This is a genomic window from Leptospira venezuelensis (assembly GCF_002150035.1).
Lineage (GTDB): Bacteria > Spirochaetota > Leptospiria > Leptospirales > Leptospiraceae > Leptospira_B > Leptospira_B venezuelensis.
Genome location: NZ_NETS01000010.1, coordinates 1,163,979 through 1,176,167 on the forward strand (window position 1 = coordinate 1,163,979; position 12,189 = coordinate 1,176,167).

11 protein-coding genes are annotated in these 12,189 nt (G+C 38.5%); 4 read left to right on the forward strand and 7 right to left on the reverse strand.

From position 1 onward, the window contains the following. Window positions 1-55 precede the first annotated feature (55 nt). Window positions 56-538 (reverse strand): phosphohistidine phosphatase SixA, encoded by a 483-nt coding sequence (gene sixA / locus B1C82_RS12675; RefSeq protein ID WP_086447906.1) that lies wholly within the window; start codon window positions 536-538, stop codon window positions 56-58. 99 nt (window positions 539-637) lie between these two features. Between sixA and B1C82_RS12680 the strand changes: the two genes are divergently transcribed. The 3 genes from B1C82_RS12680 (at window position 638) to B1C82_RS12690 (ending at window position 3,976) form a co-directional block, all read left to right on the forward strand. Further along, the gene (locus B1C82_RS12680) at window positions 638-1,555 is read left to right on the forward strand and encodes an ABC transporter ATP-binding protein (protein WP_086447907.1); all 918 of its coding nucleotides are present in this window, start codon (window positions 638-640) and stop codon (window positions 1,553-1,555) included. Further along, entirely contained in the window at window positions 1,552-2,367 is an 816-nt protein-coding gene (locus B1C82_RS12685; RefSeq protein ID WP_086447908.1) for an ABC transporter permease, read from the forward strand. The genes B1C82_RS12680 and B1C82_RS12685 overlap by 4 nt, the downstream gene beginning before the upstream one ends. A gap of 85 nt (window positions 2,368-2,452) precedes the next feature. Beyond that, the gene (locus B1C82_RS12690; RefSeq protein ID WP_086447909.1) at window positions 2,453-3,976 is read left to right on the forward strand and encodes an HDOD domain-containing protein; all 1,524 of its coding nucleotides are present in this window, start codon (window positions 2,453-2,455) and stop codon (window positions 3,974-3,976) included. Between the two features lie 52 nt (window positions 3,977-4,028). Here the strand turns inward: B1C82_RS12690 and B1C82_RS12695 are convergent, their stop codons facing one another. Next, window positions 4,029-4,574 carry a peroxiredoxin family protein gene (locus tag B1C82_RS12695; RefSeq protein ID WP_086447910.1) on the reverse strand — a complete coding sequence of 182 codons (546 nt, stop codon included), beginning with the start codon at window positions 4,572-4,574 and terminating at the stop codon, window positions 4,029-4,031. Window positions 4,575-4,665: 91 nt separating this feature from the next. Further along, window positions 4,666-5,049 (reverse strand): MarR family winged helix-turn-helix transcriptional regulator, encoded by a 384-nt coding sequence (locus B1C82_RS12700; RefSeq protein WP_234008297.1) that lies wholly within the window; start codon window positions 5,047-5,049, stop codon window positions 4,666-4,668. 366 nt (window positions 5,050-5,415) lie between these two features. Between B1C82_RS12700 and rsgA the strand changes: the two genes are divergently transcribed. Then, window positions 5,416-6,543, forward strand: a complete 1,128-nt coding sequence (rsgA, locus tag B1C82_RS12705; RefSeq protein ID WP_086447912.1) for a ribosome small subunit-dependent GTPase A — start codon at window positions 5,416-5,418, stop codon at window positions 6,541-6,543. Window positions 6,544-6,580: 37 nt separating this feature from the next. Here rsgA and rsmA read toward each other — a convergent pair whose 3' ends face one another. The 4 genes from rsmA to B1C82_RS12725 form a co-directional block, all read right to left on the reverse strand. Beyond that, window positions 6,581-7,459, reverse strand: a complete 879-nt coding sequence (gene rsmA / locus B1C82_RS12710; protein WP_167373762.1) for a 16S rRNA (adenine(1518)-N(6)/adenine(1519)-N(6))-dimethyltransferase RsmA — start codon at window positions 7,457-7,459, stop codon at window positions 6,581-6,583. Further along, on the reverse strand, window positions 7,431-9,317 hold the full coding sequence (locus tag B1C82_RS12715; protein WP_086447914.1) for a ComEC/Rec2 family competence protein: 1,887 nt from the start codon (window positions 9,315-9,317) through the stop codon (window positions 7,431-7,433). The genes rsmA and B1C82_RS12715 overlap by 29 nt, the downstream gene beginning before the upstream one ends. Before the next feature lie 65 nt (window positions 9,318-9,382). Further along, window positions 9,383-10,363 (reverse strand): tryptophan--tRNA ligase, encoded by a 981-nt coding sequence (trpS, locus tag B1C82_RS12720; RefSeq protein ID WP_086447915.1) that lies wholly within the window; start codon window positions 10,361-10,363, stop codon window positions 9,383-9,385. Continuing rightward, window positions 10,360-12,189: a hypothetical protein gene (locus tag B1C82_RS12725; RefSeq protein WP_086447916.1), complete on the reverse strand. Its 1,830-nt coding sequence runs from the start codon at window positions 12,187-12,189 to the stop codon at window positions 10,360-10,362. The genes trpS and B1C82_RS12725 overlap by 4 nt, the downstream gene beginning before the upstream one ends.

Below are 12,189 nucleotides of genomic sequence, written 5' to 3' on the forward strand. Positions count from 1 at the left end.
CAGATCCCTATGTAAACTGGTTTTTAAAAACAGGTCTTTGGTTGCTATAAGTAGATCAACAAAGGAAATCAGGAGATACAAACCAAATGATTTGTCCTCCTTGGAATTTCTCTCGAGGAATATTCACTGCAAGTGCAGAACCCGGAGTAAATAGAAAAGATTTTCCTACTCCAGAAATTCCTAAAAGAGTTTCCGCAAACACACTCACGTCAGGGCTATGACCCACTAATAAGATTGCATCTGAATTGGAATTATCTTTAAGAAGAGGACAGATCCTAAAATAATCTTCTCCAGGAAGAAGATACTCAGCAGATTCGGTTTCCAACTCAGGCTTTAGGATCTTGGAATATATTTCCGCAGTTGCTCTTGTGCGAACATAAGGACTATGATAGATCTTTTTGATCTTAAATCCGGTTTGGAAGAACCGAGCCATTTTTTCTATATCTGTAATTCCTTTAGGAGTAAGTACTCTGGAGGAATCTTTGCCGTCTTCTGAATTGGGATCGGCTTCCCCATGTCTGGCTATGATGATCTTCATAGAATAAATATATAATTGTGGATACGCGTTCTAATAAAAAGGATTGCTTCGAGAAGCAATGGAACTATCGTCTCCGGCACCTGGTCTAAGGATTTTTGAATGCCTCAATTTGCAATTGAAATAGAGCACCTACGCAAATTTTATCCGAAAGTAAAAGCATTACAAGGAATTGATCTGAAAATTCCACAAGGTGGTATTTTCGGCCTACTCGGTCAGAACGGCGCCGGTAAAACTACTTTGGTTCGTATCTTACTGGGCTTCTCCAGGCAAACCGAAGGTTACTGCAAAGTTTTGGGTTTGGAACCTTCTCCACTTGCGAGAACTAAGATCGGTTATCTTCCGGAAAGAATGGCGGTCCCTACTTATTTGAGTGGGAGAGAATTTTTAGAAGCAAGTTTCAAACTCGCATTACTACCTTCTTCAATTGCGAAAAAGAAAAGTAATGAGTTCCTCGAAATATTAGGATTAGCGGAAGCTGCTGATCGAAAAATTTCCACTTACTCCAAGGGTATGTTACAAAGGTTGGGACTTGCAAATGCACTTGGTGCTGAGCCTGAACTTTTACTTTTAGATGAACCTGGTACGGGTTTAGATCCTGCTGGTTATAAAGAATTCAGAGAATTAATTCTAGAAGAGAATAAGAAAAGAGGAGTTACTATCCTCATCAACTCTCACCGTTTGTTGGAAGTAGAACAAATCTGTACTGAGATCGGTATCCTTCATAAAGGAAACTTGATGGCTCAGGGTAAACTAGACGAATTAAAACAAGGAAAGGATAGGATACGCATTCGTTTGGAATCAGCTCCTGAATCTTATCTGGAAGAGATCTCTTTGGAACATAAGAAAGATGGAAAAACCTGGGAAATACGTCCTAAGCCGGATGTGGATCTTAATAAGCTTCCTGCAATTTTAGTGGAGAAGGGTGCGGAAATTTTCCTCTACGAAAGAAAGACCGAATCTTTGGAAGATGTATTCTTCAGATTAACACAAGGTTCCGAGAATGGAGGGTCCAATTGAGCTCTCAAACCGATTTTAAATTTTTTGTCTCCTCTGCATTTCTTCAAATTGGGACTCTGCTTCGGCTAACGTTCGTCCAGGTTCTCAGACGTAAGGCAATATTCTTTTATTTTTCTCTGCTTGGTTTTTTCTTATTAGGAGAATGGACCTGCTCTACTTCTGTAGGAGGAGAGACTAGTCATGGTGTTTCTTCTTATATGTATTTTATCCTGACTTCTTTTTGGAGTTTGGTGTTTCTAGTGATCCTGACTTCTGACCTTCTCCGCCAAGACATAGACTCGCAAGTACATACTTTATGGTTAAGTCGCCCGGTGGATCCATTTGCTTATGTAGGAAGTAAGGGACTCGCATTGTTAATTTGTGTGGTGTTGTTTGTGCTTCTCGCTTTTGGGATCAGCTCTTGGTTCTCTTTGGAAATTCCTTGGGAATTCCTTTGGTATCAAGGAACCATGATGTTGGTGTATTCGTTTTTTGTTCTAATGGTTCTGCTGGTAACTTTATTCTCGAACCAATCGCTTGCGATTGTAAGTTCTCTCGGACTTATCCTTTTGAGCTGCATTTTAGATTTTGTAGCTTATAACCAAAACATCGATATGTCTACAGAAGCGAGCGATGTCAAAAAATTCGTTCTAAAAACGATCTACTGGGTTCTTCCACAGGTCGGGACTGTTTTTTATCATTCTTTCGCGCTTTTTTTGGGGAAGGCTGATCCTAAAAATTTCTACGGACCTTATTCATTCGTCCAAGTAGGTGCATGGATCGTAATTTTAAAATCCACTCTTTGGTTAAGCACTCGGCACAAAGAGATTTAGGCCCTAAGGGATTCGGGGAATTTAATCTAGGGTTGACAAAACCTGCTCAGCAGTAGGATATAGCAGGCCCTTCCGCCGAGCGAAAATGAATATAAACTGGTACCATTTCGAAAAGGAAGGATACTATCTTAGCGTTCGAAACGTAAACGAGCGCATTGAAAAGCTAAATCCTCTCTATATTCGGTTTACCACTCTGAACAAAAGTGTGGATAAACTACTCAGCGTTCTTTTGGACAGGTACCTGGTCTATCTGGATGCAATCTCGCTAAAGGAATCCGTTTTTTCTATCTTAAGAGAAAGTGCGATGAACGCCGTTAAGGCAAATTCAAAACGTATCTTTTTTGCCGAAAACAATCTAAACATTTCCAATCCCGATGATTACGTGAGAGGGATGGCGAATTTCAAAAAGGAAATGATCAAGGACAAGGAAAGATATGCTGCCTTGTTGGAAAAAGTTAAATTTCATTGTTTGATCACTCTTGCTTTCAATCGAACTAGCTTCCTAATGAGGGTCTCCAATAACGCACCTATTATTGCGGAAGAATTAAAACGTGTAGAGAACAGGATTGGCAAGAGCAAAGAATATAACGACTTGGGAGAGGTTTTCGCAGATCACGCGGACGACTCCGAAGGTGCAGGTCTTGGACTTGCAATGTCTCTTTTGATGTTAAAGAATGAAGGAATTGCCGCTGATTCTTATAAATTAAAAGCAGAAGGCGGAATCACTTCCGCTTATATCAAAATTCCGTTCGACTTCAAACATCGAAATGTTTCCTACCAACGTACTGTTGAAATTATTGCAGAGATAGATAAACTTCCTACATTTCCGGAAAACTTGAATCAGATAATGAGCCTGATCAATAAACCTGATTCTTCTATCCAGCAGATCACGGAACAGGTCGGACGAGACGTTTCTTTATCTACCAATATTCTAAAGCTAGCAAATTCTGCTTCTTTTGCTCAGGGAAGAAAAGTAGAAACATTAGAAGATGCGATCAAGCTGATCGGTCTATCAGAATTAAATAATATTCTTTTGAGCCTTGGAACGAAAAAGATCCTAGAAGAAAGATACAAAGAGTTTGAACATATCTGGGAAATGTCTAGTCTCTCCGCTTATATTTGTAGAAGACTAGGAGAAAGAATGGGCTGGAAGAAAACATTCCTGACCAATCTAGTTTGTGCAGCACTTCTTCATAATATAGGGCTTGTACTTTTACTTTCTTTGGAAGGAGATACGATTGAAAAGTTAACCGATATCTCCGGAAAAAAACTTTTACCTTCTACTCTTGGACTAGAAGAAGCCGCACTTGGAATTACTCATACTTCCTTAGGAGGTATGATTTGTGAAAAATGGAATTTCTCCGACACAATCAAAGTGGCAGCGGAATACCATCACAGACCTTTGATGGCTAAAAAAGAGTCTAGAGATGTTGTATTTGCGGTCTACTTATCCGATTGGATCATAGATTGTTTGGATGGAAAAGCTGATCCTGCGGCAATTCACTGGGAAGTTCTTCAACATTTCGGTTTTAAAAAAGACGAAGAATGGTTGGAGTTTGGTAAGAAGGTTATAGAAGAATATAAAGCTTTCCAAAAATATTCCGGATAGACTGTAGATCTGATCGGGAATATTTCTGGAATCTTAAAAATTTCGGAATAGGTTAAACTGCTACCGAGTTTGCCCAATTTTTAATTTCATTCAAATCTAAATGCTCTCCTATTAGAGAACTGTAAAACGCAGTCCGGATCTGAAAATTCTCATCGATTAAGAAATCCGCAGGTATTCTAAAAAAATTAGATCCTTCTTGCTGAACTAATGAAAATCCCGCTGAAGCTGCCTCCTGGACCCGGGATTTTACAATTTCCGATTCCATAGATCTTTGCACTTTCTCCTGCGAAACCTCCACCTCATACAATGAATAAATAGAACCGCTCGGATCTGGAATTAATTGAAATGGTGGTTTTTGTTTCCCTACGAAAGGAATCATATCCTCCGCTTTGGATTCGAATATTGCAAGAATCACAAGATTCTCAAATTCCGGGAAATTTTTTATGAGAGAATGCACTCTTAGATTACATAAAGCGCATGCTCCGTTTCTTAAGAAAGAGATCAAAATCCTTTTTCCTTTTAATTCGGATAAAGAATGTGAATTCCCCTCCAGATCTTTATATTGAAAATCTTTGGCTGTTTGTCCGGTAGTAAGCATTGTTTCACTCCAAATTTATTGTATAAATAATTATTGCTTAGGCAACAATTATTTATACAATTATGACGGACGATTCTTTTTTTTGTTCTGTTTATTTTGGGATAATATCCGATAAATCCCAATTTTGGAGGATATTCTTTTCTATTTTCTCAGAGATTGTCTTCAATACTTCTAAATCTTCCGCTTTTAAGCCCTTATACACGATTTTTCGGGCTTCTAACATGAATGGGATCGTCTTCTCTAATAGAGATTTGCCTGCTTTGGTGATGGAGATGGTGAACTTTCTGCGATCATCCGGATTATCTTGGCGAACTACCAGGCCCTTCTTCTCCAAGCCATCCAAAAGCCGTGTGATATTTGGCCTGTCTTTGAAAGTTTTGTCTACGAGATCTGTTTGGGAAACGGATTTAAAGAGTGAAAGACGATTCAATAGAAACCATTGCTCTACGGTTAGATCCGTTTCGTGATCAGACATTAACTTGCTGAAATGAAGACGCAATAGACGATCCGTTCTGGAAAAATAATAAGCAAAAGCCGAATCTATAAGATTAGTTTCTTTTTTGTGATCACTCGCCATATAATGCCGAGTATAGAGTGGAGGTTTCTCCGGCCAAAGAAAAAAATTGAACTAGTTCGTTCGATTTGACTTTTAATCCGATGCTTTCTCTTTTCCCTTAAAAAAAACTTTACAACTCTAATTATAACCGAGAGTCTAAAGATTAAGTTTGCATATGATTGCCTAATTGTTTACAACCTTTTCCCCAAAGGACCTTCGTTTCACGAGGGAGTTACATGAAATAGTCTTATAGACTACCTATGCATATAGGTTTGGGCAAAATAAATGGACCAACAACCATCTTTGAATTTATCCGTATGGGATGCGGATAGAGAAAAAGAATTTATCAAAATTTCAGAGGATCTAGGTGTCTCCGAACCGGTCGCTGCGAGAATTATCGGAGAACAAGGACAAGAGTTTCGACTCGAACTAGGAAGTATAAAAGAAGAAGGTACCGGAACGTTAACCGGCGCACTTCGTTTTAATGCAGAATCTAGTTTAGATCTACCAGTTGCAGGAGATTGGGTTCTTGCTACAAAGTTAAGTGGAGAAGAATATCTAATCCATAAGGTTCTACCTAGAAGAAGTTTACTCGTACGAAAAACCAAGGGAGAAACTTTAAAGCCGGATCCGATCTGTGCGAATATGGATCGAATTTTTCTTTTACATGGTTTGGATGGAGACTTCCAACCAAGAAGATTGGAAAGAACTCTGATACAGATTTGGGAAAGTAAGGCTACCCCCGTTGTGGTACTTACCAAGAAAGATTTGTATGCGGGTAGAGAAGAAGAGTTAAAGGAGAAGATCGACATCGTTCGAAAATCTTGTCCTGGTGTGGAAGTATTTTCAGTTTCCAATCATAAAAAAGAAGGTTTGGAAGAACTGGAAAGGTTTTGGAAAGACGGATCTACTTCTGCTTTTATAGGATCGTCCGGAGTAGGTAAATCTTCTCTTCTCAATTTACTGATCGGAGAAAAGATCAGATCAGTAAACGAAGTCAGAGAATCAGATTCTAAGGGAAGGCATACCACAACGAATAGGTGGATGTTCCGATTAGATTCTGGTGCTTGGATCTTGGATACTCCGGGTATGAGGGAGATCCAACTCTGGTCCGACGGCTCCGGATTGGAAGAAACATTTCCTGAGATTTTCGAAGCAGCAGAAAATTGTAAATTCCAAGATTGTTCACATATGAGTGAACCTGATTGTGGAGTAAAATTTGCTATTGAGTCCGGAAAAATTTCGGAAGAAAGATTCAAAAGTTATCTGAAGCTCAAGAGAGAATTAGAAAGGACTGCGAACTTGAGCGCTCCAAATTCAGTTGAATTCAGAGAACAGAAAGCGAAGTGGAAATCCATCCACAAAGAACAGAAAAGAATGCAACAGCAGCGAGACCGAGAAAGGTATCGCTAAATTTCGAAAGAGCAGGGGAGATTTGCCTCTGCTCTTTTTAATCAATCTGAAAAAGATCTACAATTTTATAAAAATCTTCAGCTTTTAATTCCTCTGGTCTTTTATCTAAAGAGATTCCTGCAGATTCTATACATTCTTTTAATTTAGATCTTAAATTTTCTTCTGAAATTTGAAGAGGAAGTCCGTTTGGATAAAAGGAATCTAAAGGTGCTTCTTTGATAGAAGAGCCTATCTTTTTCCTTTTTCCCCAAAATAATGTTCTGCATAAAATTTCTAAAACTTGGTAAGACTCTTTTTTTAGAAATCTTTTGTTAGAAACAAATGTAAGAACACTTGAATCCACATTGGGAGAAGGATAAAAACATCCGGCTTTGATTGTCTTCTTACTTTGGAATTTTCCGTAAGCCCCTGCATAAATAGACAGGGAAGAGATTTCCTTGGTGATTCTTTGAGCGAATTCTTTTTGGACCAAGAAGACTGCTCCTTGCAAATTCGGAAGTTTTTCCAAGGAAAGAAGTATGAGTTCGGAAGTGATATAATAAGGAAGATTGCCGAATAGAAAGCAGGTGCTATTTTCCTGATCCGACAGGGTATCTCTTGCATCTCCTAAAATAATTTCAGTTCCAGGAAGAAACTCATTTAGCCATTTATAATATACTGGATCGATCTCATATAATCTCAGCTTTTTTCCGAGTCCGTAGAGAATATGGGAAAGTGCTCCCAGGCCTGGGCCGATTTCTATTATCAGTTCAGATTTTTGTAGAAGTTCAGGCTCTGCGCTGGAGAACAAAGTTTTTACTGCGTTTGGATCAATGAGAAAGTTTTGTCCCCATTTTTTGAGCGGAGCAGAAGATCTCTCTGATAAAAATTCCCGGATCACATTTGGCTTATAAAACGGGTATACCGGGGAGCTCATCACTTCCAATAAACTTCCAACCGGGCGCGATTCCAAGCTGTTTTCTGAATCGATTCCATTCTCTCAGATCTTCTTTGATCCCGAATCTTGGGACAATGAGTATGATCCCTTGTCCACTTTTCGTTTGTTTTGCCAGTGTTAAGAATGAATCTTTTCCAACTTCGAATCGGATTAATTTTTGCTCAGGCTCTGGCAGATGGAATTCTACTAATTTCGGAATTAAGATCCAATTTTCAAAGCCTGCCATTTTTGGTTTTTCTTTTCCCCCGTATTTTAGCGATAAACTTTGATTTCTTTTTAGACATTCGGAGACCCATTCCAGGCAGGACTCATGTTCTATGTAAATCTCCAGCGATTTAGAATTTCCGCAGAATCTTTCCGGATCTTTTCCTATGGACTTATATAAAATTTTGGAGCTATATTTACATTTTCCCGCGAGAACTAATCTGTTTTTTTCTTGTAGGAATAATATGAATCGATCGCCGAAAAATGAATCCGGAAGTCGTATCCAACTAGAAGAATTTGCTAGTAAAAATTGAAATCCACAACAGATAAAAAATCCCAGGAGCCAGATCCATTTTAGAGCTGTTGTTCTGAGATTTTTGTCATTAGAAGTATTAAAAAGATCTAATTTACAATTTTCCGGTTTATCAGTGGGAAATAATTTCCAGAGAAACAAAAAGATGAGAAATAAGAACCAGACCCCCAATCCGAAAAACTTTGTGTTTCCTCTATAATAATGAACCCAATTCCAATGTGATTTTCCCCAATAGAGTGTTGTTTTTTCTATAATTTCTAAAAGGAATATAACGATTTTCCAAATGGGCATGGCTAATAAGGAAAAATACACCGATTCTAATATTAAAGAAAAATATAATAGAGGAAGTAAGATCCCGCAGATTGGGACCAAGATCAGATTTAAGCCAAGCGACCCGAAACTATAAGATCCAAAATAATAAATTAAAGAGGGTAAGGTTCCAATCCCTGCGGATAAAGAAACTAAAAGATTTTCTCTCCAAAATCCAATAAACCTGCTTAAGATCGTTTTATCTTCTGAAGTTGGAGGGAGGCATTTTTGAAAACAGGGAAGTAAAAGTAGAATGCCTGAAACTGCGCCGAAAGAAAGTAAAAAAGAAACTCCAAAGGACCGAGAGGGATCCCAAATATACACTAATCCGGCGGACGAGATCAATAGATCTGCAGGTTTAGATTTTCTAAAAAACAAAGATTGTAAAAGTATCCATGTAGAAAATATCCAAGCCCTCGCAAGCGAAATTGGAAAACCTAAACAAGCTAAATATAAAAGTCCGAGCAAGACTGGAAGTATTCTAGGGAAATAATATCCTAGAAAAGGTATTCGTTTTAGAATAGCAAACATACATCCGATCAAAATTCCCAAATGTAGACCGGAGGCAGCGAATAGATGTAATATTCCTCCTTCTCTAGCATTCTTCTTAAATTCTTTATCTAAACCTTTTGCGTCTCCTAAAACTAAACCTAATGAAATTTCCCTGGCTCTTCCTTCTATCTTTGCTCTATCCAAGGTTTGATTGATTTTTTGGGAGAATTCCTTTTTCCAGGAACTGGATTTTTCTAAAAAAGGAGCGGATCTTTTTGTGTAACCGCAGATTGCTAAAACAAAAAATAGAATTACTCCCCAGGAAAAACATGAGATCTTTTTCCCTAAGAATAAAAGTGAAAAAAGTATTATATTAATTGAATGTAATGAGGTCCAAACTAAGACCAGGTCCGGAAAGAAAACGTCTAAGAATAAAGTGGATAGAAGCCCGAGAACCAAGTAGGAAAATAGAGAAGAAGGGATCCAGTCCTGGTAGTTTTGTTCCAAGTATTCGCCCATACGAATACTTGTTCTGAAAGATTGGAATTGTGCGCGGAATTCTCATTCCGCTACAAGATTTGATTTTAAACCGAAACTTTTGAGATCCCGATCCCTAACTTTCCTCGTACATTATCTAAGATCTGAGAAGAAGCCGATCTAGCCTTGTCGGATCCTTTTTTCATGACGGACCTTACATAAGCAGGATCTGCCGCGATTTTCTCTCTTTCCTTTCGATAAGGTCCGAAATAATCTAGGACCGTTTCTAATAATGCTTTTTTAAGATCTCCGTAACCGGTCCCAGGATTAGTAAATTTGGATTGTAGATCTTTTTTGCCTGATTCGTTCAGGAAAAGAGAATGGATAGCATATATTATACTTTTCTCATAATCCTTTGATTCATCCACTCCTGCAGAATCTGTCAAAATACCCATTACTGATTTTTTCAACTTCTTCTCGTCGTCGAAAAAGTTGATCGTATTTCCGTAGGACTTGGACATTTTTGCTCCGTCCACTCCGGGCACGATAGCAGTCTCTTCGTCTATTTCAGGTTCAGGAAGTTTGAAGGTTTCTCCGTATTGGGAGTTGAACTTCTCTGCAATATCTCTTGCATATTCTAAATGTTGCTTTTGGTCTTTTCCAACCGGAACCTTATCGCTATTAAATGCGAGAATGTCAGCCGCCATTAAAACTGGATAAAAGAAAAGACCGCCGCTTGGAACGATTCCCTTTGCAACTTTGTCTTTATAAGAATGTGCCAATTCCAATTTAGGAACTGTGATGGACATGCTCAAATACCAGGTAAGTTCAGTGACTTCCGGAACTTCTGACTGGATCCAAAAAGCACATTTGTCTGGGTCAATTCCTAAGGCTAAAAAATCGCAAACAGCGTCATACGTATTTTCTGTTTGGTTTTTTGCGGAACTGAAAGTGGTTAATGCATGCAAATCAGCTACGAAACAGAATAGATCGGACTTGTTTTGATAATCGACTAACTTGCGTATAACAGAGAAGTAATTTCCTAAATGTAATTTACCAGAAGGTTGTACCCCGGTCAATATCCTCATTGTTCCTCCGAGGAGCCGAATCGGTTTTGTGGATCGTCGAAAGTTTTTCCGGAAAGGCGTTCATACTCTGCTTTTAAGGCGCTAAGTTCTGCATCCAACTTTCTGTGAGCTGTTAGCTTGTTTACAGTAAATTTGTCTTTATAGATGACCGCATAGTTAAATAATAACTGCGCCATATCCACAAAAACGTATTCCAAAGTTTTACCGTTCAAACGGTTTCCGGAAACCATCGTGGAATCATAATATGGTATAAATCGATGAAGTACTTTCACTTCTTCTAATATTTTTTCTTTAGAAGCTAAAACTCTTTCGTTCAGCTGTCCTTTGGCTTCATAATCTTTTGCCAAAAGGTGGTTCTCAACCAGAACGTTGATCTTCTCTGCGAATTTTCCCATGAAGGCCGAAGCTTCTGAAAGTAATCTTAATAAATTTACTGTGATCTGGTCTTCTACGGATCCGCCGGAGGTGTTTTGGTTAAAATTGGAGAAGGTATACTGAAAGCTTGGATACTTCTTATTAAAAGCATCCAATTGTCTCAGAAGATTATTGATCTCTTCTATTTCCGTTTTGAATAAACCTGGTTGAGTTACCAATATGTCTCTGTTATGGTTTTTGGTCCCTATCTTGACTGTTCCTTCTAAAATAGGAGTGTAACAAGATTGAAAGTCGCGGAGAAGTATATGGATTAGCTTATGAGGCATTCCTTTGTAGGAAGATTTGAATGCTGCCGAGTTCATATTCTCCGGCATATGGTGGGCGAAATAATCGTCAACGACCCCATTCAAAAAATCAAAGGAGATCTTTCCGTTATCATCTATTTTGAAATAACGTTGTCTTAGTCCGTGTAGCTCTTCCTTCTTATTCATCCTAGTCAGAATATCATCTGACAATTTGATCAATGTTGTTTCTACTTCTTTGGTGATATCAGGCGATCCTTGGAATTTGGTCTCGTTAATCGGAGGAACATTCAAGGAATCTAATATTTCTTCCCAACCAATCACTTTTTTGTTTGAGACAACATAGAATGCGCGGATTGCGTCCGTAAGTTTAGGTCTTCCGTTTTCCAGATTTAATCCGTAATTTAATCCGGAGATGATAGAAGGAAGTTTAACGGATAATTTTTCGTCCTTTTTCACTAATTCTGGAACGTGGCCTAGAATAATATCTCTGGCATCGTTTCTGGAAAGATGACGTGCATAGTACATCTGCATCTTCAAAGATCTGTTCAGGAAGATCTCTGGAGAAATTTCATCTATGAAGAGTGAATCTAGTGAGATGAAGTTATTAAAGAATTTATTAAAATTCAAGACTACATTATAGACCAAAGGTCTCCAATGTCTCCAGCCTTGGCTTTCCGCAAGTCTGAGAGCTTGTAATGTGGAAATGATCTGGTCTTCTTTTAATGCTTTGAATAATCTTTCTACAGAAGGAGCGATCTTGGAATTTCTTCCTAAGAAACCTACTTCTACAGTTCCGGTATCTTTTGCAAATTTTGTAATACTCGCATTCCCACCAAAAAGGTTAGCAAGAAATCCGAGACCAGGTCCTGCATCAGGCTGTTTTTTTACAGGTTTAGGTGCTGTTTTAGAAGAGGAGGAAGATGAAGCTGATTTGGAAGATTTATCTTCTTCTTCAGGTTTTTTGCCCGATTCTTCTTTCTTCTTCTGCTCGAACTCTTCATCGACTTTTTTCATCAAGTCGATGCGAATAAAGATATCGTTCGATTTTTGTATGACTTCGTCTATCTTCTGTTGGTGTTCCGGAGAACGTGTCTTGCGATATAGATCTGCGAAGACCTTATGGGCGTCTGTGCGAGAAGTAGACAA

What these genes read in the sequence shown, in the direction of transcription:
- B1C82_RS12690 (WP_086447909.1), top strand. Translation starts at nt 2,453, where the DNA reads ATGAATATAAACTGGTACCATTTCGAAAAGGAAGGATACTATCTTAGC.
- sixA (WP_086447906.1), bottom strand. Translation starts at nt 538, where the DNA reads ATGAAGATCATCATAGCCAGACATGGGGAAGCCGATCCCAATTCAGAA.
- B1C82_RS12680 (WP_086447907.1), top strand. Translation starts at nt 638, where the DNA reads ATGCCTCAATTTGCAATTGAAATAGAGCACCTACGCAAATTTTATCCG.
- B1C82_RS12700 (WP_234008297.1), bottom strand. Translation starts at nt 5,049, where the DNA reads ATGTCTGATCACGAAACGGATCTAACCGTAGAGCAATGGTTTCTATTG.
- rsmA (WP_167373762.1), bottom strand. Translation starts at nt 7,459, where the DNA reads ATGAGCTCCCCGGTATACCCGTTTTATAAGCCAAATGTGATCCGGGAA.
- trpS (WP_086447915.1), bottom strand. Translation starts at nt 10,363, where the DNA reads ATGAGGATATTGACCGGGGTACAACCTTCTGGTAAATTACATTTAGGA.
- rsgA (WP_086447912.1), top strand. Translation starts at nt 5,416, where the DNA reads ATGGACCAACAACCATCTTTGAATTTATCCGTATGGGATGCGGATAGA.
- B1C82_RS12715 (WP_086447914.1), bottom strand. Translation starts at nt 9,317, where the DNA reads ATGGGCGAATACTTGGAACAAAACTACCAGGACTGGATCCCTTCTTCT.
- B1C82_RS12695 (WP_086447910.1), bottom strand. Translation starts at nt 4,574, where the DNA reads ATGCTTACTACCGGACAAACAGCCAAAGATTTTCAATATAAAGATCTG.